General features: G+C 44.3%; 22 protein-coding genes. 17 read left to right on the top strand and 5 right to left on the bottom strand.

Going from position 1 to position 22,904, the window contains the following annotated elements; genetic code table 11:
* Positions 1-133 precede the first annotated feature (133 nt).
* The 4 genes from V6668_RS04435 (at position 134) to V6668_RS04450 (ending at position 4,070) form a co-directional block, all read left to right on the top strand.
* Positions 134-343: a helix-turn-helix domain-containing protein gene (locus tag V6668_RS04435; RefSeq protein WP_036668302.1), complete on the top strand. Its 210-nt coding sequence runs from the start codon at positions 134-136 to the stop codon at positions 341-343.
* Between the two features lie 198 nt (positions 344-541).
* Complete coding sequence (locus V6668_RS04440) at positions 542-2,125, top strand: ArnT family glycosyltransferase (protein WP_338707794.1); 1,584 nt, start codon at positions 542-544, stop codon at positions 2,123-2,125.
* A gap of 4 nt (positions 2,126-2,129) precedes the next feature.
* Positions 2,130-2,678: a hypothetical protein gene (locus V6668_RS04445; protein WP_338707795.1), complete on the top strand. Its 549-nt coding sequence runs from the start codon at positions 2,130-2,132 to the stop codon at positions 2,676-2,678.
* Between the two features lie 405 nt (positions 2,679-3,083).
* Positions 3,084-4,070 carry a phosphotransferase enzyme family protein gene (locus tag V6668_RS04450; RefSeq protein WP_338707796.1) on the top strand — a complete coding sequence of 329 codons (987 nt, stop codon included), beginning with the start codon at positions 3,084-3,086 and terminating at the stop codon, positions 4,068-4,070.
* Positions 4,071-4,198: 128 nt separating this feature from the next.
* Here the strand turns inward: V6668_RS04450 and V6668_RS04455 are convergent, their stop codons facing one another.
* A complete protein-coding gene (locus V6668_RS04455) occupies positions 4,199-6,439 on the bottom strand; it encodes an S-layer homology domain-containing protein (RefSeq protein ID WP_338707797.1) in 2,241 nt (746 codons plus the stop codon).
* Positions 6,440-6,675: 236 nt separating this feature from the next.
* Positions 6,676-7,242, bottom strand: coding sequence for a hypothetical protein (locus V6668_RS04460; RefSeq protein WP_235193727.1), 567 nt, complete (start codon positions 7,240-7,242; stop codon positions 6,676-6,678).
* Between the two features lie 274 nt (positions 7,243-7,516).
* Between V6668_RS04460 and V6668_RS04465 the strand changes: the two genes are divergently transcribed.
* From V6668_RS04465 to V6668_RS04495, 7 genes are all read left to right on the top strand, one after another.
* A complete protein-coding gene (locus tag V6668_RS04465; protein ID WP_036668294.1) occupies positions 7,517-8,089 on the top strand; it encodes an RNA polymerase sigma factor in 573 nt (190 codons plus the stop codon).
* Positions 8,064-8,912 carry a hypothetical protein gene (locus V6668_RS04470; protein WP_036668293.1) on the top strand — a complete coding sequence of 283 codons (849 nt, stop codon included), beginning with the start codon at positions 8,064-8,066 and terminating at the stop codon, positions 8,910-8,912. Before V6668_RS04465 ends, V6668_RS04470 begins: the two co-directional genes overlap by 26 nt.
* Positions 8,893-9,768: an ABC transporter ATP-binding protein gene (locus tag V6668_RS04475; protein WP_036668291.1), complete on the top strand. Its 876-nt coding sequence runs from the start codon at positions 8,893-8,895 to the stop codon at positions 9,766-9,768. Before V6668_RS04470 ends, V6668_RS04475 begins: the two co-directional genes overlap by 20 nt.
* The gene (locus V6668_RS04480; RefSeq protein WP_338707798.1) at positions 9,765-10,832 is read left to right on the top strand and encodes a hypothetical protein; all 1,068 of its coding nucleotides are present in this window, start codon (positions 9,765-9,767) and stop codon (positions 10,830-10,832) included. The genes V6668_RS04475 and V6668_RS04480 overlap by 4 nt, the downstream gene beginning before the upstream one ends.
* Positions 10,833-11,048: 216 nt before the next feature.
* Positions 11,049-11,525, top strand: a complete 477-nt coding sequence (locus V6668_RS04485; RefSeq protein WP_036668288.1) for a GyrI-like domain-containing protein — start codon at positions 11,049-11,051, stop codon at positions 11,523-11,525.
* A 25-nt stretch (positions 11,526-11,550) separates the two neighbouring features.
* The gene (locus V6668_RS04490) at positions 11,551-12,000 is read left to right on the top strand and encodes a hypothetical protein (RefSeq protein ID WP_036668287.1); all 450 of its coding nucleotides are present in this window, start codon (positions 11,551-11,553) and stop codon (positions 11,998-12,000) included.
* Entirely contained in the window at positions 11,997-12,437 is a 441-nt protein-coding gene (locus V6668_RS04495) for a hypothetical protein (protein WP_036668285.1), read from the top strand. The genes V6668_RS04490 and V6668_RS04495 overlap by 4 nt, the downstream gene beginning before the upstream one ends.
* Before the next feature lie 114 nt (positions 12,438-12,551).
* Here the strand turns inward: V6668_RS04495 and V6668_RS04500 are convergent, their stop codons facing one another.
* A complete protein-coding gene (locus tag V6668_RS04500) occupies positions 12,552-12,956 on the bottom strand; it encodes a CBS domain-containing protein (protein WP_036605969.1) in 405 nt (134 codons plus the stop codon).
* Positions 12,957-13,133: 177 nt separating this feature from the next.
* On the opposite strand from V6668_RS04500, the gene V6668_RS04505 reads away from it, so the two are divergent.
* Positions 13,134-15,206 carry a penicillin-binding transpeptidase domain-containing protein gene (locus V6668_RS04505; protein WP_338707799.1) on the top strand — a complete coding sequence of 691 codons (2,073 nt, stop codon included), beginning with the start codon at positions 13,134-13,136 and terminating at the stop codon, positions 15,204-15,206.
* A gap of 113 nt (positions 15,207-15,319) precedes the next feature.
* Here the strand turns inward: V6668_RS04505 and V6668_RS04510 are convergent, their stop codons facing one another.
* On the bottom strand, positions 15,320-16,075 hold the full coding sequence (locus tag V6668_RS04510) for a class I SAM-dependent methyltransferase (protein WP_338707800.1): 756 nt from the start codon (positions 16,073-16,075) through the stop codon (positions 15,320-15,322).
* A gap of 278 nt (positions 16,076-16,353) precedes the next feature.
* Between V6668_RS04510 and V6668_RS04515 the strand changes: the two genes are divergently transcribed.
* From V6668_RS04515 to V6668_RS04535, 5 genes are all read left to right on the top strand, one after another.
* On the top strand, positions 16,354-16,770 hold the full coding sequence (locus V6668_RS04515; RefSeq protein ID WP_036606080.1) for a VOC family protein: 417 nt from the start codon (positions 16,354-16,356) through the stop codon (positions 16,768-16,770).
* Between the two features lie 286 nt (positions 16,771-17,056).
* A complete protein-coding gene (locus tag V6668_RS04520) occupies positions 17,057-18,232 on the top strand; it encodes an FxLYD domain-containing protein (protein ID WP_338707801.1) in 1,176 nt (391 codons plus the stop codon).
* A 14-nt stretch (positions 18,233-18,246) separates the two neighbouring features.
* On the top strand, positions 18,247-19,395 hold the full coding sequence (locus tag V6668_RS04525) for a S1C family serine protease (protein WP_338707802.1): 1,149 nt from the start codon (positions 18,247-18,249) through the stop codon (positions 19,393-19,395).
* 120 nt (positions 19,396-19,515) lie between these two features.
* Entirely contained in the window at positions 19,516-20,115 is a 600-nt protein-coding gene (locus V6668_RS04530) for a TetR/AcrR family transcriptional regulator (RefSeq protein WP_036606079.1), read from the top strand.
* Between the two features lie 32 nt (positions 20,116-20,147).
* On the top strand, positions 20,148-21,368 hold the full coding sequence (locus V6668_RS04535; RefSeq protein ID WP_036668281.1) for an MFS transporter: 1,221 nt from the start codon (positions 20,148-20,150) through the stop codon (positions 21,366-21,368).
* A gap of 101 nt (positions 21,369-21,469) precedes the next feature.
* Here the strand turns inward: V6668_RS04535 and V6668_RS04540 are convergent, their stop codons facing one another.
* Positions 21,470-22,879 (bottom strand): glycoside hydrolase family 1 protein, encoded by a 1,410-nt coding sequence (locus tag V6668_RS04540; RefSeq protein ID WP_036605965.1) that lies wholly within the window; start codon positions 22,877-22,879, stop codon positions 21,470-21,472.
* Positions 22,880-22,904: the final 25 nt, after the last annotated feature.

Here is a 22,904-nt window from a genome sequence, read left to right on the forward strand (position 1 = left end):
CTCTTTTTGAGTATTTGTAGATATTAAGTTTCCATTCGAACACTACAGTGTGCATTATGTTTATTTGAATATACAACTTGTAGTGTGCTTTGTCAACATCACAGTGTGCATTTTAGTTTGGAGGGGAATTCGTATGATCAAGGTTCATTTATCTCGTATTATGGGTGAGAAAAGAATTAATATTGCTGATTTATCCCGACTAACCGGATTACATAGAAATGGGATTGCCAAATTATATAATGAAGAAACCGATGGTGTGAAGTTCGATACGCTGAATCGAATATGTGAGGCTTTGGATTGTGAAATCCAGGATATCATTGAGTTTATCAAGGACGAGAAGTGATCTTCAACATTTAGCTGAGGCCCTATACTTTTAAAAAATTGGACATATAGATCGTTACCTTATCGAAGGGACGGTCTTTTTCTGTTTGTATACACATACTGAGCTGCACCGATCGCAAGCGTTACTCCTTTTCAGCGATTTTTCAGCCAGAGCCATTATAATACTCACGGAATCCTGTAATCGAAAAGGAGTTTTTGCATGTCTAAGGTGCTGCATAAGTCGTTTTATCTCATTTTGCTCGTGTTTGTTGCGGTGTTTATTGCTTCGTCCTTGTTGGTTCGGGCACAGTACAACTACGCCTTGTATGGGGACAATCCCATTTTGGGCATGCAGCAGTGGAGTATTTTTCTCCCGGTCATTCTTTTGCTTCTTGGTTCAGGTGTCGGGTTATATGCTCTATGTCTGAAGCTGAACAAATACAGTCCGAAGGTTGTCATTCCGATTGTGCTGCTAAGTTCTTTGGCCATTCAGATCATCATCATTTTTGTATTTCCGAGAGTACCCACCGATGATTCACAGACCGTTCTCTCACTCGCCATGAACATGCTGTATGACCAAGACTACTCTTCGTTTGAAGCGGGTGGTTATCTGCACATGTTCCCGTTTAACTACTCGATCGTGTTGTACCTGAAGACATTGCTGTACCTGTTCCCGGACAACTATCTGGTCATCAAACTTTTTAATATTTTGTTTTCAACTTTAACGACGTTCATGATTTATCTTATCTACAAACAAGTGAATGACAGATCCACGGAACGTGATTATGGTGTGTTAATCTTTGCAGCAACGTACCTGCCTTCCTTATTCCTGAACAACCTGATCTATAACGATGTGATTGCTACAGCATTTCTGACATCGTGCCTATACTTTATCATTCGTTTTGTGCGTGAAAAGTCTTGGAAAACCATCGTCATTGCCGCCGTTTTTCTCGCGATGGGCAATTACTTCCGAAGCATCGGCGTGATCGTGCTAATCGCTGCCATCATAACTATTCTGCTGAATTTGCGGAGCATCGGAATGAAGAAAGTCATCATTTCCATTGGTGTGCTGGCTATGTTGTTTAATGTACCAACCTGGACTCAGAATGCGGTTCTTCAATCCTCCGGTGCTGTGAGCGAACTCGTCGGAGAAAATGCTGCACCGGTCTATATGTGGCTGAATATGGGCATTAATCTGGAGCGTTTTGGCTTCTGGGACAATATGGAGAGTTATCAGATCTATCAGAGGCAGGCCAACTACAATAAGGCTGAGAGCGCAGCATTGTTCAAACAAGAGATCGGCAACAAGCTGTCTGAAGCAAGTGCAAGTGACTTGGTGCAGATGTATTACAAAAAGATCATATGGACCTGGACCGAAGGAACGTACCAGATGGACCGCTACGGAATCGGCAATGAAAGTTCCATGGGTGCCGGAAGAGGAAGGGGAGGCGGAATTGCAGGCTCCTATAGTTATACCAATGCGATAACCGAGTTGTTGCAGGGGGATTCCGCTTCTCGGACAGATTTGCTCTGGATTGTATATGTGATGAATTTCTTGATGTACTGTTTTATTTCCATCCGGTTGGTTGGTGGAATTCGTCGTAAACGGTATGATGAAGTCTCCTTAATCCTGGTCATTCTCGGATTCATCGGATTTTATATTCTGTGGGAGATTAAGTCCAGATACATCTACCCTGTATATCCGTTGTTGGTTGTGCTGTCCTATATGGGTTTCAAAGATACGTATGACTTCATATTCCATCGTAAAGGTACCTTGGAGAAATATTCCCTGAGAAAAAGGTGATCATATGCGAAAAAATAAATATTTCACATCGGTTACAATACTCCTTTTGCTGGGGTGCTCGGTTATGCTTACGGCCTGTGATGTGATAACCGCCCAGAATATTACCAAGACCAGTTCTGTGCAAGGGATGAACGGTGGCGCTATGCCGAATGGTGGTGGCATGGGCATGAATGGAGGAACACCGAGAGGTGGAAGGGGCACCCCGGACATGAATGATAGATCAGGCAGTCCTGGCATGACGCAGGGGATGATGAATGCCAACATTACTGGTAGAGTCATCTCCGTGAATGGAAACACAGTTACGCTGGCGTTACTTGAGGTGCAGGACAACTCATCCCCAAGCATGGAGTGGAAGGATACCGGAATGGAGATGAAATTGAATATAAGTGATGATGTTGTTATCACTGAAGGTATGGGGACGCCGGGCTCGGGCAATTCCAGCTCACGTGCGAATTCGTCCATTCAAGTGTCTGATCTTCAAAAAGAAAACATCGTGATGGTGTGGTATAAGGACAACACCGAGACGGTGGAACGGGTGAGGGTTGTCCAGTAAAAAATGATGGGATTATCGTCATTTTGTAATTGCTTACATTTGGCTTATCGGCTATTATGGTAACAACTGGTTTTTTGAAGGGAGTGAGCGTCATGAAACGACGGTCTAAGATGGTATGTTCTATTACTACAATGAAGGTAAGCATAAACTGAATAATTCCGGCAGACCATTCAGATGCAGGGTGAAAACATCCAGTTTCCCAGTCCGATCTGAGATCTGCCGATATATAGGGATATAACTGCTCATTTTTTCTGGCGTATGCGAGGTTTATTTGCTTGTGCAAATTTCTCATACACTCAGAATTTTTAAAAGCCGCAGGCATAGCCTGCGGCTTTTTGCGCGCAAAAATAGGCATTCGGTGGTTACAAGCAATGCACCTAAAACGATCAAAAAGGAGAAATGTCCATGTTAAAATTAAAATATTTATTCCAAAATAAAGACCTTGCCGAGATGATTCTAAAGAATTGGAGTTATGATCCTGAGTCGCTGGATATGTTTCAGTATTATCGCATATCCTCCAATGCCGTGTATCCGTTCAGAGATCAGGGGGAAGTGAGATTGCTTCGTTTTGCCCCGGTAGAGGAAAAAAATCAAATCAACCTTAGCGCGGAATTGGATTTCCTCCGTTATCTTCGAACGAATCAGTATGGAGCCATGGAGACTGTACCTTCTCATTCAGGGACGGAACTTGTAGAGGCTCACACCCCATGGGGAACGTACTATGCTTCCGTATTCAAGCGAGTATCTGGATCGCAGTTAGGAAGCATTGATTTGAATGACTCCATCCTGTACAGCTATGGTCAGGCATTGGGTGAGCTGCATCATCTATCGCGCGCATTCATGCCTGAGCAGAAGGAGGAACGCTGGACCTATACGGATGTTTTGGATTGGATGCAGGAGATCCTGAAGGGTTTTTCTGGTGAAACGGCTGCTTTGAATGAGGTGGAGTTTCTTCGAACGTATTTTGCGACTTGGCCGATGACCCAGCAAAATTTCGGTCTCATCCACTACGATTTTGAACTGGACAATGTCTTCTATGACGAAGGTAACCAGTCTTGTTATGCCATTGATTTTGATGATTCGATGTATCATTGGTACGCAATGGACGTGGAACAGAGTCTAGCTAGTTTACGTGAGGAGATCGAGCCTGAACAATGGGAGCAGAAGAAACAATTGTTCCTGAACGGGTACTGGTCCGAGGCAGGAGAACGTTATGATCTGGAGAGTATGTTCCCCGCTTGTCGCCGTTTTGCCAACTTGTACGGTTATGTGCGTATGCTTCGATCTGTTGCAGAGCAGTGGTCACATGAGCCAGAGTGGATGAGCGGACTAAGAGCGAGGTTAACGAGGATAATGACAGAAAAGGCAGAGCAATTCGGTCATCCGCTTTAATTTCTAGTGCAGCCGATGCTTCTCCAATTCCATAAAAATATGTCATGTTCACACCAGAAATAATATGTTTCGAGAAAAAAAACCAGCTGGGAATTCCATGTAGAATTCCTAAGCTGGTTTTTTACATGTTACTCGGTATAATCACTTATCGCAGTACGCCCCGCTTCTACACTGATCCAGTAGGAATAATCTTCGCGCACGTCCACATAGAGGTTAAGTTCCTTCGCATCAAGGTTACTTACCGTTAGTTTAAAATTGCCATAGGCATCTGTTGTAACCTGCTGCGTCTGGATGTCCTCTACAGCAGGCGAAGGACCATGGATTTTAATTGGCATCGTCTGGTTGGCATACGCCGGGAACGTACCTTGAAGGACCAGCGTGTGACCGGCAGAGTATACTGCTTTCATGGTCTGATCCGGTAGTCCGCCGTTCTTTTCATTCTCGGTAGCTTCAGTGGCATTTTTCGGTCTGCTCCATAGTTCGAAGCCTTTTTCCTTCAGGTTCTGGAGAAAAACAACGGCCTCTGCCCGGGTCAAGGATTCTTGTCCCGCATAACCTTGCACCGTAGCTGCAGTTTTGCCCGAAGAGTATCCCATGTTCAGCAGATACCTGATGGCATCGCCATCCTGGGTATAATTTTTACCGCCAAGCCCCGCCACGATTACGGCTACTTCTGTTCGATTCAAGGCATGATTGCGCAGCTTCGGATTCTGTTTGCTGGCATCCAGTTTCAGATTCAACGCGGAAGCATAGGTATAATAACGATCACTCCAGATGTTTCCTTTGATAGCTTGTCCCTCTACAGCATCGATGCTCTGAATGACATGGGAATTCGCATACAGCTTGAACAACATAGAGAGGAACTCGGCTTCACTCACCTGATTGTTGGGTTTGAACGTTCCATCCTCGTATCCACTGGCCATCTCCTGTTGAACGGCCCATTGAATGGCATCTTTCGCCCAATGTGTACGGACATCAGTTAATTGGGGAATTCCCGTGACAGTAACAGAGACAACCGCTTCTTTCCCTTCAAAACGAATCCGAATTTCGGCTTTACCAGCCTGAAGTCCAATGATTTTTCCATCCTTGATGGCGATGCGATCTGACGTCGTGGTGAAGGAAACGTTAGACTGTGGAACATAGGATGTTCCGTTATCATTCACGGCAGTGATTGAAGGTAGATCAATCTGTTCTCCTGCTCGGACTTTCAGGTTTGGTTGTCCTGGCGTTATACGGGTAAGTGTTGTATCTTGAACACCGTCCACATGGAAGAAACGTGTGGAGTATGAGATTTCCGCTGCTGTACCGTTTTTCTTTTGCAGACCTGTAATTCGAATGTTGAACGTATCGCCGTTCTTTAACAATTGCACATCGTCAGGACGGAAGATAATGGCGTAGCCATATCCATATCCACCTGTCTCTACATTGAAATAGGCCTGATTAAACCATTGTTTATCCGCAGGGTCCACGTTGTAATAACCGGTTGGAAAGCCACTGTTCTGATTCTTGGCATTAAAGGTCCATGTACGTTGATCGGAAGTCCTAGTCATCTCGACCTGTACCTCAGACAGTGATGGTTTCGCAAATACATCTGTATTCAGTTGAACAGACCAGGCCTGTGTACTGCCAAAGGCTTCAATTGGAAAAGCTCCCTGATTCGGGAACAGGCTGTAGTTGAACGAAGTTCCCCCAGTTCTGCTTTTATCAAATACCTGCATGGCACTATAGTACTGATCATATGTCTTGCCTGCTTCACTATGAGTGGCGAGTCCAAATCCGATTCGTTGCAGTTGTGGACTCAAAATCCAGCGCCGGTGTCCCAGGCGATCAATATTGGAGGCATCTGAATCATTCATGTAGGCCTGAATGCTTTTTGTCAGGACGTTATTCTTGGCACTGCTGGTAACATACAGATTGGAGCTGCTGGCAGACTTTGAACCGGTGTCAAAGAAATCCTTTGGCATATCTCCTGGCTGTTTTGGAGAATGGGACAGGTATCCACCCGTGGAGATCACAACAGCCCCATGCTGGGCTTGACGATTCAAAGCCGGATCAAGGACAAGATCGCCCTGTAGCCCCGTGATAAAACGATAAAAGTTGGCTGCATTCAGCCCTTGTTCCAGATAGGCGTCACTTACCACACCAGCAGAGTAGGGAGCACTTGTCGAAGGTGTCTTTGTATACAGGGGAGATGTATCATTGCCATTCATCCACTGATTCCACTTTTGGACAATCTCCTGCTGACTTCGCTCAGGTAACAAACTGTCGACCTGTTCCGCATGTGCCGCTTGAGCACCCCCTAACAGAAACAGCAAACCTGCCAAGGGCAGAGTGAACAGTGAATGTATTTTATTTTTCCGGTAAACCATGTTTCCAACCCCTCTCATATCTGAACGTACGAAGAACATATGCATGTTCAGCATTATGGTATATTCATCGACATTACAGTTGATTTTGCTTAGAGCCAGGCATGAGAGCATAAGGCCGAGCATGTGAAGGAGGATATTTTAATTAGGGAGTTGGTGGTTCATTTGTTAAAAAAAGAGCACAGGCCACCCCGCTGATTGGGGACAGCTTATGCTCTTTCTACATATGTATCTACTTTTTAGTCGATACTCAGGTCGAAATCAGGCTCACACATATAATCTAATGGGTACAGATCATCTCGTGCCGAGATTAATGCACGGAAATGAAGATCCCTGATACCGTGCTCAGTTGCACTTTCATCTGAGCGATTGGAGACAAGTTCAGCTACCACAAAAACGTCTTCTGCGAGGTTACATTTAAAAAGGACATTTTTCGGATGAATGACTTCCTCCAGGTAACTGTACGTCATCACGTGAAATGTTTGTCCGCACCAGTTTGTCTTGATCACTTTATAGGACTTTGTGCGAACCAGATCCAGATAACGTTCCAGCTGGAACGTATGCTCGAATTGCGTAATATAACCTTTTTTATCTACATCAATCGTAAATTCGACATCATAGCTCACATGCATTTCATCTTTATAAGTTCCGTTCATAACCTTCATGTTGTCAAAGTGTGATCCGAATTCCGGATCTTCTACATAGGGAATGGTAACGAGTTCGGGGTCAACATATTCTGTGATCTTACTGTTACTGGAAGGTGGGGTGTAATACTTCGATGGCTGAAGATCAATCGATCCAATCATGCTTCCAGGAAAACCGGGGCTGCAAGTTATTCGCATAGTCATCTCCTTCGTTGTTGGTCAGTAGTTAGACGAACGAGTAACAATAAAGTTGCACCAGAATAAGGAAATGAAGGATGAAGCCAGTAGTTCGCACGCCTGAGTAAATTTGGATCAGAGCCAATGTATTAATACTTCTTTTTTGAAATTTTGTTATATTCAGAAAAATATACTTCTATGCTTTTGATCTTTTACTATCCAAATTTCGTTAATTGTTTATAGAGGGGGTGAGGGAGCGTTGAATGATGAAGAGCTTATTCAAGAGATTCGCGAAGGTAGCCGTGCTGCCATGGAAGTACTGGTGAAGCGGCACTATCAGTCGATATTTGCTTATGTTTACCGGAAAACCGGAGAGTACCATACTGCTTATGATCTAACACAAGAGGTATTTGTAAAAATGATGAATTCCTTGGACAAGTATCAGAACACAGGTAAATTCAGTCACTGGCTACTGAAGATTGCAGTGAACCATTGTAGAGATTATTATCGTGGGCGGGAGTTCAAGCAGCAACAAAGAGAGAGTGAATTAACTGAGGATGCGTTCCCTGCCAGTGAACAACAGAATGTTTGGAATATTTTTCATAAGCGATTTCAGAATGAGCAAGTCAGGCGCGCAGTATTAAGTTTGCCTGATCACCAGCGAGATGCAGTCATTCTAAACTATTACAATGGATTGAAGATCAGGGAAGTTGCTGAACTTACGGGAACCAACGAATCGACCGTGAAGTCGCGCATTCGATTGGGGATAACGAAATTAAAGGAGATTATTGTGGGAGGTGAACGGGATGAAAAGCAGAGGAAACGGAGATGAACTGAATCCTGTAACAGAGTTGGAAATAGAAGAGTACAACGAAATTGCTTCATATCTGGATGAGTATCCGGTCGAATTTCCATCCGAGATGGAGATTGACAAGACAATTAGAATACTGGATACATATATGCCAGATCACATGAATGCTCACCTGAAACAAAAATCATCTGGGAATTCAGTCAAGGAATTGTTCCAGTTAGTTTATGGTGAGGTTGCTGTCTTCCACAAATCTTACTGGTTAGTTTGTTCAATGCTCTTGTTGTTCGGCTATTGGCTAGGTACTCACAGTACGACAGACCCGTACATGAGTGTGCTCTTTATAGTTCCTGTTCCATTTGTACTTGGTTTGCTAGAAGTTTTTAAAGGTCGAGATCAAGGATTAATGGAAATCGAACTGACCTGCAAAATCACGGCACAGCAACTGATGCTTACCCGTCTAATCGTAGTACTTATTGGGAATATGGCGTTTGTTGTTTTGCTTAATTTACTTATATCAAGCGAAAAAGATGTTTCCATATCATGGAGTGCTATCGGCCTCTCGTATACACAGCTTATGATAGCAGCAGGTACAAGTCTATGGCTTGCGATGCGTGTCAGAGGTGGGACAGCCGTCAGTATCTTTTTAATTGTATGGTTCGCGCTGGTTTGGCTTGTACTAAGTAATCCCGAATTGAAGACTCTACTTCAATCGATCCAGCCCACAGTACTTATAGCGATGGCTCTATGCGGAGTTTTACTATTAATCAGTCAGATCTATGAGATGGCAAGGAAATATACATCACAGACAGAAAGAGGTTACTCCTTTGATACTGACCATGGATAACGTATCCAAGAAATACAGGAACAAGTTGGCTGTAAAAGAAGTCTCACTAGAACTATCCAGTGGTGGTGTTTACGGTCTTCTTGGGCCGAATGGAGCAGGGAAGACAACATTGCTTCGCATGATTGTAGACATTTCCAAGCCCACGTCTGGACAAATTTTGTTGAACGGGCAGTCTATCCAAAACATGGGAGACCGTTATCGAAGTTTGTTGGGCTACATGCCCCAGCGATTTGGATTTTATAACCGATTCAGTGCTTATAAATTTCTCATGTATATGTGCTCTTTGAAAGGGATCGGTATTAGTCAAGCTTCAGCACGTGTGCAGGAAACGCTAGTGACGGTGGGCCTTGAAAATCAAGCACAACATAAAATCCGCACATTCTCCGAAGGAATGAAGCAGCGATTGGGAATTGCCCAAGCTTTGTTGAATGATCCACAAATTTTGATTCTTGACGAACCTACAGCTGGATTGGACCCCAAAGAGCGCATTCGATTTCGTAACATTATCGGCGAGCTGGGAAGAGATCGTATTGTAATGTTATCTACGCATATCATTTCTGATTTGGAGTTTTCATGTAAGGAGATGATTTTGTTGAATGAAGGGCAACTCATCGCCCATAATACTCCGGAAGAGATTATGAACCGGATGAAAAATAACGTATGGAAAGCGAAATTAAATCCGCAGCAACTTGCTGATCTTACCTCTCATTTCAAAGTAAGTGGTTTGTCTTATGAGTCTGATGGAATCGTAGCCAGAATACTGGCCAAAGAACAGCCTGTCCCGCAAGCCGTACGAGAATCACCTCGGCTTGAAGATGTATATATGCACTATTTTGGAGAGGAGACGAAGTCTTGATTCGTTTAACTCAATTCGAGTTTTATAAAATTATAACGCGTAAAAGTATTGGCATAGCATTGTCTATTTTAATTGTTTTTCTAGTCGTATACTCATTTTGGAGGCATCCTGGGATAATGGATGGTTCCGCCTTTTACAAACCTTATGAAGGTGCTATTACAACAGAGAAGGTAAAAGTCGCACATAATCAATATGATTCCATTTGGGATAGTACCAAAGGTAGATACCAATATGGTGCATTGTACGATATTGTGTTTTTTTCTCCAGAGGCGATTAAGAACAGTACACGATATGATGATCATGGCAACATCATGGAGCGAACAGTGAATGTATCCGAAATTTATTATAATAAACCTTGGGGTTACCTACTGGAATACATTGATCAATTCGGTGTAGTTTTTATGATGATTATGATTCTGCTAGGGTTGGCTCCGGTATTTACCGAAGAATATGTACTAGGTACAGCATCATTACTGCGTAGCAGCAAAAGAGGAAAAAGCAAGCTTGTATCAGCAAAATGCATTGCTTCCATATTGTACGTTGTGATGTGTGCCGTTTTATTTACTGGGGTAAACTTGGTTTTATATTGGTTAAGGTTTGGTAATCTGGCTGGGGCGGATACTTCCATACAGAGCGTGGGCATGTATGTTTACAGCTTTGATTATGAGTTCTCACCATATACGTTTACTGCTTTTCAATATTATTTAGTTCAATTGTTTACTCATATAGCAGGTAGCTTGGTCTTTGCATCTATTGTTTTACTGGTATCCGTCCTCAGTTCTACATCCTTTATAGCTATAATTGTGAATACCGTGATAGTAGGTCTGCCATACTTGGCCTTTGACGTATTAAATTTGAATTCCGGGTCATTAAATTGGGTCGAAAAATTTTCGATAAGTACCATGATACGGGTAACAGGGCTTTATCAAACACAAATAAACTATTCCTTATTCGGACTGAATATATCTTATTTAACCTTATATATAGTTGAGATGGCTTTCATGACTGTTTCGACTATACTTGCCACATATCGTATATTCCATAGCCGGGAAGTGTTTTCTTGAGTGAAGCTATGAGTGATTCCTTTTAGAGATATGGTTCGCAGTCACTGCGGACTTTTTTTATTTGCAGGAGTACTGGCACTATTTCCAATCTACTTACTCTTTTGATACAGTAACTGTAGGACATATCGGAGGTATATATCATGTATGGGACAATGTTTTCATGAATGGGTCATGGAGAACCGTGCCCCGTATCGCTCTCGGAGAGGAGTCCATCTAATGAATGTGAATGAACATGTGATCGAACAACAGTCTCTTACCTTTGTAGGCATCAAACGAACGTTCTCTTGTGTGGATGGTGAGAATTTAATAGAAATTCCTAAGATGTGGCAGGATGCTTTGGCAGACGGCATTGAGGAACGTTTAAACGGGTTCAATAACGGAGCTATTCCCGGTCTGGTGGGCATCTGTGTAGATCAGAGAGAGCTGAAGGATAATCAAATGGAGTATTGGATTGCTACCTCTTACTCAGGTGAAGTGCCTGAAGGTTTGGTGTCCATCGAACTTCCTGCGTCCCATTGGGTCGTATTTGAAGCTGATGAACTAGAGCCGGAAGCGATACAACGGTTGTGGCACTATATTATGACAGAGTGGTTTCCTTCCACTTCATATCAGCATGCAGGGATTCCAGAACTTGAAGTGTACAAAGGTGATGGCACACCTCCCCAAGTCTGGATACCTGTAAAATCTGTGTGAGCAAAATTGAATTAGGAGGTCTGCGATGTTATCCCATAAAGTGATTGATCATTGCCAGGAGCAAGGCTGGTGGCATGAAGATGTTCCAGCAACCTACGAAGAAGCATTGCAAAAGCTGGAGATTGATCTTCAATCGGATTTTGCACAATTTTATTTACATGTAGAGGATGGACCAACTTTCTACAGCAGGCATCAGGAGTTGTATCAGATCTGCTGGTTTATGGAGAACACCGTATATATGGAAGACATGGATGTAGCACAGCTTACACTGGGACTTCCCGAGGCGTATATTCCACTGGACAGTTTTGAAGGTGAAGGTGGATTTTTCTACAACCGTCAGACGGGAGAAGTGGTACTGGTGGAACTGGGTGAATCGATTGAACGGTTTCTTAATGGCGAGAGTGAGCCGCAGTGGGCTGATTTCAATGCTTTTCTGGAGTGGTATTTCGTTCTGGAGGAGGAGACGGTGCAATGAAAGATCTGACACCGGAACATGCCGAACTGGAGCGACAAATTGTAGAAACGGTAGAAGTCGGTAATGTGCTGGATGAGACGCAACAACATGAACAAGCACTTATCTATTATGATCAGGCATGGGGCATGTTGCCCGAGCCGAAGATGGAATGGGAGATTGCAAGCTGGATCGCATCCTGTCATGCGAATGCACATATCGATCTGAAACAGTATGGACTGGCCAAGCCTTGGGCTGAGATATCGTTAAGTACGCGGAGTTCGGATAGAAGTACGAGTCCGTTGATCGATCTCGGCATGATCTGCATGAGACTTGAACAGCATGACGAGGCGTATTCATATTTGCATCAGGCGTATGAGTTCGGCAGAGAGCGTGCATTTCAGGGAAGTCCGAGGGACGTGTTGAGTTATTACATTGAAGAGCGGGCTAAGCGTAACTAGAATGATTCCGACCAGACCATGAAACAAAAAGGGTACCCCGGTTTGGCCAAAACATGACCACAGGAGTACCCTTTCGAGTTGAATATTCGTTTATTACAGGATGTTTGACTTCATTTAATCCGAAATGTTACGCGTATAGTATTCAATAATATCCTTACGACGGATAATACCGAGGAAGACACGATCGACATCCACCACGGGCACAAAATTTTGGTCTGCTGCAAGTGTCAGCATATCCTCCATTTCAGCCTCAATGAATACACATTCATTATATACCCGATTGTTAATCTCATGGACTTGAACCTGATCCATCGTATCAAAAGTCAATCCGGGTGTATTTCGCATTTTCCATAACAAATCGCCTTCGGACAGGGTAGCAACATATTTTCCATCCTGGTCAATCACGGGAACGGCGGTGTAGTGTTGCGATTCCAATTGCTCAATAGCATCTTTCATGGAAGCGGTAGACTTGATATAGGCCACTTCGGCTTTGGGGAGTAAAAAATAGCTGATTTCCATCATCGGGCTCCTTTTCAGCCTTTTGCATAGCAAAAAAGCTTTAGTATGTAATCTCACTCTCCTTATTTAAACATATTATGTGAGCTTTCGGCTATTTTTAATGATAAATTCGTCAGATTTGTTTCATTGTTTAAATGGCTCTGGAAATCTATAGTGTATATTAGAGGTGATGTAACCATGAAATCAAAACGTAAATTAATGTACGGACTGCTGCCCATCTTGTTTGCAGGTGGAATCGGAATGTATCTATACATGCAGAATAACAAAGAAGCAGAGGCTAAGCCCCAGACTACCGTGAATCAATACATAGAGCATCTGCAAAAAAAAGAATTTGACCAGTTGTACACCTTGATGACACCTGCTTCGTTGCAAGAGTCGGGCATGAACAAGGAACAATTTGTTGAGAAATACAATGCGATCTATTCGGGTATGGAAGTATCCACCGTCAAGGCGGAGGTTGACGAAACGGCTTCCGATGGCAGTAAGACCGATGCAGAGAAACAAAACCCGGATACCTATGAGGTGGATTACAACCTGCAACTGACAACTTTTTTGGGTGAAGTCAGTGAGACGCATACATTAAAACTGGTCCGGCAGGAGCTTGAGGACGGGGGAAAAAACTGGAAAATTAACTGGCAGCCTTCACTGATCCTGGATGACATGGTTAAGGGCAGTAAGGTACGAGTGAGGACACTGTTCCCGGATCGTGGAGACATTGTGGATCGTGATGGTTTGCCACTCGCTACCAAGGGCACGATGAATGAATGGGGCATTGTACCTGAGAAACTTGGTGATAACCCGGACCAGATGATTGCCCGAATCGCGAGCCATTATCAGGTTTCGGAAGATGCCATTCATAAGGCGCTTGCGCAGACATGGGTGAAGCCGGAGTATTTTGTCCCGATTGGTTCAACGGAGGAGTTTGACGTACCAGAATCTTTAAGCGGGGTTACGATGCAAAGCAAGGAAATCCGATATTATCCACTCGGCGAGGCGGCTGCGCATCTGATTGGTTACGTGCGCAAAGCCACCAAGGAAGATCTGGATAAGGATACGGAAGGGTATTATCGCGCAGAAGATTGGATCGGCAAAGCGGGTTTGGAGCAGTCCATGGAGAAGCAGCTGCGTGGTGAACGTGGTGGTCTGATCGAAATCACCGATGAATCCGGTAACTCTCGTTCTGAGCTTATTCGCAAGGAAGCTGTAGATGGACAGGATGTTCAGCTGACGATTAGCTCCAAACAACAAAAGAAATTGTATCAGACTTTATCCAGTGGTGGAGACGCCGGTGCAATGGTTCTGATGAATCCGACGGACGGCAACCTGCTGGCGTTAGTCAGTGCGCCTTCCTATAACCCGAACAAGATGGTTACAGGACTTACTCAGGCAGAATGGGATGCTTATTCGGCGAATGAGAAGCTTCCTTTTATCAACAGAGTCACTACCCGGTATGCACCAGGATCAACCTTCAAAGCGATTACAGCCGCAGCGGGACTGGTGGAGAAGGTGACCACAGCAGACAAAACCCATGATATCTCTGGCTTGCAATGGCGTAAAGACGATAGTTGGGGCGGTTATTATGTCAAGCGTGTGAAGAGTTTATCGCCGGTTAACATGGTCGATGCTCTGGTGTACTCGGACAATATTTACTTTGCCATGGAAGCGATCGAGATGGGCAGCGCCAAGTTTATTGATGGGATCCAGAAATTTGGTTTTGGCGATAACTTTGGACTGGATGAACTGTATCTGAAGCCAAGCCAATATGCCAACGAAGCACATCTGGATCTGTCGTCTGAGGTGTTACTCGCTGATACGTCCTACGGGCAAGGGGAGATGTTAATGTCCCCGATTCATCTGGCGTCGTCATTTACACCTTTTATTAATGAAGGGAAGCTGGTGAAACCTGTTCTGATCGAGGGAAAAGAAAGCACTGACCCTGAGGTAATTATTACTCCGGAAGCCGCAAATACGGTCAAGGATGCTTTGGGAGAAGTTGTTTCCCGGCAGGGAGGCACCGCCCATACCTTGAATTCAATTCCTGGGGGGCTCGCAGGCAAGACGGGAACAGCGGAACTGAAAGCGAAGAAGGGAGAGAAGGGTCAGGAAAACGGATTTTTCGTAGTGTTTGATACCGACTCTCCGACCTTCCTGTTATCCGCTGTGATCGAAGAGGTTAACGGCCGGGGCGGAAGCCACTATGTCGTAGATAAATTAAAGCCTTTTTTGGAAAAGTTGGAGATTACGCAGTAAATCCGATTTAATATATAGCCTCGCAAACATCATAAAAAGACCCGGTAACCATGTTATAGTTCTCACATGAGACTGGGTCTTTTTTAGTTTCATTTTATTCAATATGGGATCATTTATTTCCTTGCAGTGATCATGAAGCGTGCCGAGTTGGTACGAATGCCCTTCTCGTCGTGATGTTCATTCACAAACTGCTGGAATCGCTCGAAGTCAGTGTCTACCTTTCCGAAATCAGGAATGATGGGTGCATGGGTTAGGAGAAACATCAAATCTTCGGGTGTAGCGTAATGCTCCACCACATTATATTCACGGACCTGAATGTCATGGAAACCTGCTATTTGAAGTTCATGCTTGTATCGTTCCATCAATGTGCCAGGTTGAATGCCAAGGCTCTGTCCACGGCCAAAAGCTTCTGAAAGGTTGGATTTATCATGTTCGCTGACCTGCTGGGTTAGAAATATCCCACCCTGAGCAAGAACCCTAAATACTTCTGAAGCAGAGAATCCGGAGTGTCTGGAAGATACCACATTAAAGAAGCAATCTGGAAAATCCAGTTTTTCTGCGTCCATATGAAGAAAGCGTACATTGGAATGACCGCCCATAGCCTGAAGATTATGCTGTGCGGTCTCAATCATTCCTTGAGCGAGATCAATTCCCACTAGCAATAAAGCTTCTTCTGCAATGGACAGAATGGCTTCTCCACCACCTGTTCCAATATCCAGCAACAGATCGGACGATCGCGTATGGCGGACAACTTCCTCATAGAAGTTCCATCCGATGTTCTCCGAGACAACGTTCATGGAGCTGAAGTTCCAGCCATTCGTCCGGCCTACGCGTTCATAAAAGTCATCGTAATCTATTTTGTTTTTCATTCTCATATTCCTCCAATGTGATTTGTTTGAACAGGACAAGAGCGTTGTGCCAAATCGTTCTAGTGTAAATGCTCGAATAGGATCAAATGGACAGACGTGTCCCTTGATAGCTGGTACGCGTTTTTGACCCAGCCCGACGACTAATTACTTCGAACAATACGGAGCAACATCCGTGTCACCTCACAAGTTGGAATGTCTCCATTATATTCAATTGACAGCGTATTCGCGAGGTGTTATTTTGAGGTGGAATGTATTCTATGAGTTCGAGGTGATCGATGGTGGCTATTCGTGCTAAGCAGATTTTTGTCAATTTACCTGTACAAGATTTGAAGAAATCCGTTGAGTTTTTTACCAAGGTGGGATTTGAGTTTGACGCCAATTTTACGGACGAGTCTGCTACTTGTATGATTATCGGGGATAATATTTATGCCATGCTTCTGGTGGAGGAACGTTTCCAATCCTTCATTTCAAAAAAAATCTCCAATGCCGCCGATACAACCGAAGTCATCGTTGCCCTGTCTGTAGATAGCCGTGAGCAGGTAGATGTGATTGTACAAGCTGCCCTCGATGCAGGAGGGAAGCCATCCAACGAACCACAAGATCACGGATTTATGTACGGATGGAGTTTTCAGGATCTGGATGATCATCTGTGGGAAGTTTCCTATATGGATCTCAGCGCTTTTCCTTCAGAGTGATAAAATGAAAATAACTAGAGCCTTCCTAGATTAATAGGAAGGCTTTTTTGCATCCAGTATGACTCGTTTAAACATGATATCTACAGAACATATGGTGTAATATTCCTTTTTGCTATATGATAATTATCGATTCATGTTGGTGTTTTTTAGCAATTGATGCGATAGGCGAACCCCGGGAAAGCGAAGTATACATATGTTCTTAAGTGGAGGGATCAGGGTGTATTGTCATGTATGTGGGACCAAAAACAGTCCGGCGGATAACACGTGCAGAAAGTGTAGAACCAAATTGAAAGAAACAAGCTCTACAGAGGAACAGATCTGGGCAGAAACAGCCATTGACTTGGATAAAGGAACGCAAAAAGCAATTGATTCGTTGTCCCGTCAGCAGCAACCAGCTTCCAAACAGGGAAATACGGGTCAAGGCCTTGCATTTAGCTGGATTATTCCCATACTTCTGGCAGTAGTTGTAGGAGCTTTGCTAACGTATTATTACAAGCAGGAAACAGGTATAAATGCAGAGGTTAAATCACTGCACCAACAGGCGGAACAGGCTGCACTAGAGGGAAAATATAAAGAGGCTCTCCAACTGCTGGACAGCGCTCTAACGAAACGACCGAACTATGATGCACTTATACAGGATCGGCAAATTACGGCGAAGGCGTTCAACTTGATGAATCAGCTGGATGAGGCATCCACAAGTCTGAAGACAGGAAAGCTGTCCGCAGGAGACAAGACCATTCAGGCTGTAGCCAAAGCGTTGATGGAGCGGGAAGAACCTGTTTTTGCCAAAGTGCGTGCCGCATTCAACAACAGAAAGGTAACACTGGCCGTATTGAAGGTGAAAAAGGAAATCGACAGTTTGACAACAATTGAGGCACTAGCCGAGAAGTTGGACACCATATCAGACTTGAAAGGCAAGGAAGCTGAGACAGTAGAGAAGCAAATTGTCGACAAGCTCGCAAGCATAAGTTATAAAGAGGCGGAACAGCAAGTAAAGCAAAAGAATTTCACAATTGCGTTACAAACGGTCGACCAGGGATTGTCCTATGCGCCGGAAAATGAAAAACTGACTTCGTATCGTGAACGGGTGCTCAGTGAAAAAAAGGCATTTGAAAAAGCGGAAGCGGATCGGATTCAACTGGCGGAGCAACAGGCTGCAGAAGAAGATCTGATGAATCGAACGGCGGCAGTAAGTGTCGTGAACGTTGATGCGACGCTTGATATGTACGGGGATCTTTATATTAGCGGTTCATTGATCAATAATGCAACTCGTCCGATCTCTTCCATTACAGTGTTGATTGATATTTATAATATAGACGGTATATATCTGGGCCAAACTTATGCAGATGTGTATCCAAGCTGGCTGGATGTGGGCGAAGAAGGTTTTTTTGAAACCTATTATTATGGTGTGTACGAGGAAGTGGAAATCTCTGTTGTGAATGCAACGTGGTATCTCGAATAGGAGGACAGGTTGGAATGACCAAACGAACATGGAGTACGATCATATCCAGTGCTATTATCATTGGTGCTGGAGCAGGAGGCGTGTTCTGGATACACCAGCATTCAGCAGATCAGTTGCAGGATGGGCCCAGACTGGCAGTTGTTGCCGCGAAGGAAACGGAAAATGCGGCAGCGACGACTGCCTCCAAGCAACCTGTGAAGAAGACACGCAAACAGATTATAGAAGAAAGTCAGAAGAAAGTTGTAACGATCGAGAGTAGCAGCGGATTGGGCTCTGGCTTTCTCTACAATGATCTGGGAGATGTTGTGACCAATGCTCATGTAGTGGAGGGGGCGAATGAAGTAACTATTCGGACCTTGAACCATGAGGAATATAAGGGGACGGTTATTGGTATTGGGGATGAAACAGACGTAGCTGTAGTCAGGGTTCCTGATTTGAAAAAAGTTAAGCCGTTAATCATCGCCAAATCCAAAGCTGAGACCGGAGACGAGATTCTGGCATTGGGTAGTCCACTTGGGCTAGAGAATACCGTAACAACCGGAATCATCAGTGGATTGGGGCGTAGCTTTGAAATAGCGCCTTACATCTATAGTAACCTCTATCAGATCTCGGCACCAATAACCCATGGCAACAGTGGTGGACCACTCATTAGTGCGGAGACTGGTGAAGTGATCGGCATTAATTCGGCGGTCGTGGAACAGGAGGGGGGAATAGGATTCAGTATCCCTATGACTAGTGTGCTCAAGCAGGTGCAGGCATGGTCCAAAAATCCTTCTGGCACAACGTCGGTGCGGACGGCTGGAGATACTCACCTGGGTTCAGCCACTAAGACATTGCAAGCAGAAGGAATTGTAACGGACTTTTATACAAGCCTTAATCTGAGTGATTATGTCACCGCTTATGCACTGCTCGGAAGCGAGTGGCAGAGTGCTACAACATATGCCAAGTTCAGAGAAGGATATCTGAATACAAGTGAGGTGACCATCAGTGAGGTATCCTCGGTCAACAAAGGCGATGAGGAGATGGAAGTGAAGGCAATGATTACAGCAAATGAACGCAAAGATGGGGAATATATAATATCGCAATATCGGGTCGAGTATCAGTTGGGTTATGAGAATGGTCAACTGAAAATATTGCATGGTAAAGGTAAAAAAGTGAAATGATTGTGGAGGGAGAGTGGGCATGCGTGCCAATTCTCCTTTTTCATTGCTTATATTGGGTGCATCTGTTAAAATACAGAACGAATGTTCAGTATGGATGGGACGGAGTGAAATGGAATGAATATGAATAAAAAGCAACTTCAAACCGAGCAGACCAAGAAAAAACTTGCGGATGCTTCCAAAGCCCTTTTTGTACAAAAAGGTTATAAAGCAACGTCCATTGAGGATATTGTAGCTGCGACAGGCAGCAGCAAAGGCAATATATATTACCATTTTAAAAGTAAGGAAGGTCTGTTCCTCTATCTAATCGATGAGTGGGACCGGGAGTGGGAAGAGAGCTGGGCGGCCAAAGAACATCTCTATCGCACCTCCACGGAGAAAATTTATGGTTTGGCGGAACAACTCGTCATGGATGATATGAATCACCCGCTGACGAAGGCAGCTGATGAGTTCTTCACAGGGGAAAAGAAAGAAAATGATATTGAGGAGCGGATCTCCTTAATGTTTGAGCGGCATATTCAATTTAATAAACAAATGATAGAGCAAGGCATTGAGAGCGGTGAGTTCAAAGCAGACAATGTAGATAATCTCGCGCTCATATTGGAAAGTACCATTATTGGCCTTAGTCAGATGTCACGGGGGATGGAGCCTGATCAGGCTCTTGCGTTATACCGCCAGGCCGCTAGTGTATTCTTGCACGGGATTGCAAAAGATAAAGCTTAAGCAACATTTTGACAACTACGGAGGATGGAATCATGGCATTACTAACACGGAACAGGGGCGCACTGCTGCTGTTAATGTTTAATATTTTTCTCGTTTTTACGGGTATTGGTCTGGTTGTACCGATCATGCCTGCGTATATGGATCTACTGCATATCACCGGATTCACGGTTGGATTGCTGGTAGCGGCATTTTCCTTCACCCAGTTTCTGTTCTCCCCGCTTGCGGGTCGTTGGTCGGATACATGGGGACGTAAAAAAATTATCGTTGGCGGCATGCTGATCTTTGCCGTATCCGAGTTTATGTTTGGTGCGGTCAATGCACCAGTCTTGCTCTTCGCAGCCCGGATGTTAGGCGGTATTGGTGCGGCGATGATCTTCCCGGCGGTTATGGCTTACACCGCAGATATTACAACAGAGGAAGAACGCGGCAAAGGTATGGGCTTGATTAATGCAGCGATTACAACCGGATTTATCATCGGTCCGGGAATTGGTGGATACATTGCGGACTTTGGCATTCGAATTCCATTCTACGCCGCTGGGGTTGCCGGTTTGCTGGCATCCATCATTACATTGATTATTTTGCCGGAATCCACGCGAAGCACAGGAGAACAAAGTAAACCTATCCCTGGTTTAACGAAGGTCAAAGCTCCGGGTATGGTATCCCAATTGCTGAATTCATACCGTGAACCGTACTTTTTCAGCTTGATTATTGTGTTTGTTATGGCATTTGGTCTGGCGAACTATGAGACGGTATTTTCACTATTTGTGGATCACAAGTTTGGCTTCACGACCAAAGACATTGCATTTATTATTACATTTGGCTCCATCGCGGGTGCGGTTGTGCAAGTATCTCTGATCGGTTGGTTGCTCAATCGGTTTGGTGAAAAGATGGTTATATCGGTCTGTCTGTTATTTGTAGCCGTATTTGTACTGTTGACCTTGTTTGTAAGTACGTACTGGATGATTCTTGTCGTAACGTTTATCGTCTTTCTGGGTATGGATATTTTACGTCCGGCGATTAGTACACAGATGTCCAAACTGGCACAAGAACAACAGGGCTTTGTGGCCGGATTGAACTCGGCGTATACCAGTTTGGGGAATATCGCAGGTCCAATCGTAGCTGGAGCACTGTTCGATGTGAATATTAACTATCCTTATGTTTCAGCAGCAGCCGTTTTGGCGATCTGTTTCCTGTTATCCCTGCGGGTACTCAGAGGGGCCAAAGCGGTAAAGCAACCGAAGGCTGAAATGTAATTTTATAATTGGAAAAGAAAGCTTTCACATCAATGCATCAACACCAAAAAAGTCGACTACACATGTTTCATGTGCAGTCGACTTTTTTAATAGTACGTGTATTAACGGACTTCTCCATTCGTTTCAATCAGTTTTTGATACCAGTGGAAACTCTGTTTGCGGATACGTCTCAATTCCTTGATATCGAATTCCTCACGATCCACATAGATGAATCCATAACGTTTGCTCGACCCTTGATGTGTGCTGACCAGATCGATCGCAGACCAAGGGCAGAAGCCAAATACATCCACGCCGTCCGTAATCGCCAGTTGAATCTGTTCGATATGTTTATTGAAGAATTCAATACGATATGGATCGTTAACCACGTCGCCTTCCTCCAGTTTATCAAAGGCACCCAGACCATTTTCCGTAACAATCAATGGCAGGTGATAACGGGAGTAGATCTGGCGCAGGGTAGAGCGGAAGCCCACGGGATCAATTTCCCAGCCAAACTCCGTTTTTTGCAGATTGGGATTCACAGATCCTCTATATGCGCCCGGTTCACCTACGATTTCATGCTGGTCTCCTGTATGGGAGAAGTCATTACCATCGTTCAGGCTTTCACCAACCGTTTGGGAAGTATAATAGTTAAACGCAATAAAGTCAGGGTTTCCTTGAGCCAGGATGTCCATATCTCCGTCTTCAATGACAGGCGTATATCCTTTCTCTTCGAGATAACTCCAGGCAATATGGTTATAACGTCCATATACCGCCATATCGAGATAGAGCCAGTTACGAATGGCAGCATAGTTATCAGCCGCGAGTGTGTCTTCTGGTTTGGAACTCGCCGGGTAAATTACACCGATATTGGGAGCTGGGCCAATTTTGGCTTCAGGCAGCATTTCATGACACAGGACCATGGCTTTAGCTTGAGCAACCAGCATGTGGTGATTTTGCTGATACAGTGTTTTTTGCGGATCAACAAGTGTTGTATCCAGTGTACCCAGAGAGCCAGGATGCAGGATCAGCATATTTTGTTCGTTGATGGTCAGCCAATATTTAACCCGATCTCCGTAGTTTTCATAAAGAGTCTTGGCATATTGTTCAAAAGCATCAATCGTTGCTCGGTTGGACCAGCCGCCTTTTTCTTCAAGCGCATAAGGAAGATCGAAGTGATACATCGTCACAATGGGCTCAATACCGTATTTAATTAACTCATTAATGAGGGAATCGTAAAAGGCGAGGCCCTTCGGATTCACTTCACCTGCTCCTTGCGGATAGATGCGTGTCCATGCGATGGAGAAGCGGTAGGCTTTAAAGCCCATTTCGGCGAGCAACGCCACATCTTCTTTGTACATATGATAGTGATCACTGGTTACCTTGAAGTCGGTTACGCCTTCCACATGATTCCCCATGTCGATGACAGAAGGGCCTTTACCATCTTCATTCCAGGCTCCCTCAATCTGATAGGCAGAGGTTGAACCTCCCCAGAAAAAATCTTTAGGAAATGGTTTTAGTTGAGTATGTTTCATGGTTAGTTCCTCCTAAATTAAATTC

It is taken from the genome of Paenibacillus amylolyticus, assembly GCF_036894225.1.
Lineage (GTDB): Bacteria > Bacillota > Bacilli > Paenibacillales > Paenibacillaceae > Paenibacillus > Paenibacillus amylolyticus.

Coding starts and splice junctions, on each gene's coding strand:
- V6668_RS04435 (WP_036668302.1), top strand. CDS start 134: ATGATCAAGGTTCATTTATCTCGTATTATGGGTGAGAAAAGAATTAAT.
- V6668_RS04440 (WP_338707794.1), top strand. CDS start 542: ATGTCTAAGGTGCTGCATAAGTCGTTTTATCTCATTTTGCTCGTGTTT.
- V6668_RS04445 (WP_338707795.1), top strand. CDS start 2,130: ATGCGAAAAAATAAATATTTCACATCGGTTACAATACTCCTTTTGCTG.
- V6668_RS04450 (WP_338707796.1), top strand. CDS start 3,084: ATGTTAAAATTAAAATATTTATTCCAAAATAAAGACCTTGCCGAGATG.
- V6668_RS04455 (WP_338707797.1), bottom strand. CDS start 6,439: ATGGTTTACCGGAAAAATAAAATACATTCACTGTTCACTCTGCCCTTG.
- V6668_RS04460 (WP_235193727.1), bottom strand. CDS start 7,242: ATGATTGGATCGATTGATCTTCAGCCATCGAAGTATTACACCCCACCT.
- V6668_RS04470 (WP_036668293.1), top strand. CDS start 8,064: ATGAAAAGCAGAGGAAACGGAGATGAACTGAATCCTGTAACAGAGTTG.
- V6668_RS04485 (WP_036668288.1), top strand. CDS start 11,049: ATGAATGTGAATGAACATGTGATCGAACAACAGTCTCTTACCTTTGTA.
- V6668_RS04490 (WP_036668287.1), top strand. CDS start 11,551: ATGTTATCCCATAAAGTGATTGATCATTGCCAGGAGCAAGGCTGGTGG.
- V6668_RS04495 (WP_036668285.1), top strand. CDS start 11,997: ATGAAAGATCTGACACCGGAACATGCCGAACTGGAGCGACAAATTGTA.
- V6668_RS04500 (WP_036605969.1), bottom strand. CDS start 12,956: ATGGAAATCAGCTATTTTTTACTCCCCAAAGCCGAAGTGGCCTATATC.
- V6668_RS04505 (WP_338707799.1), top strand. CDS start 13,134: ATGAAATCAAAACGTAAATTAATGTACGGACTGCTGCCCATCTTGTTT.
- V6668_RS04510 (WP_338707800.1), bottom strand. CDS start 16,075: ATGAAAAACAAAATAGATTACGATGACTTTTATGAACGCGTAGGCCGG.
- V6668_RS04525 (WP_338707802.1), top strand. CDS start 18,247: ATGACCAAACGAACATGGAGTACGATCATATCCAGTGCTATTATCATT.
- V6668_RS04530 (WP_036606079.1), top strand. CDS start 19,516: ATGAATAAAAAGCAACTTCAAACCGAGCAGACCAAGAAAAAACTTGCG.
- V6668_RS04535 (WP_036668281.1), top strand. CDS start 20,148: ATGGCATTACTAACACGGAACAGGGGCGCACTGCTGCTGTTAATGTTT.
- V6668_RS04540 (WP_036605965.1), bottom strand. CDS start 22,879: ATGAAACATACTCAACTAAAACCATTTCCTAAAGATTTTTTCTGGGGA.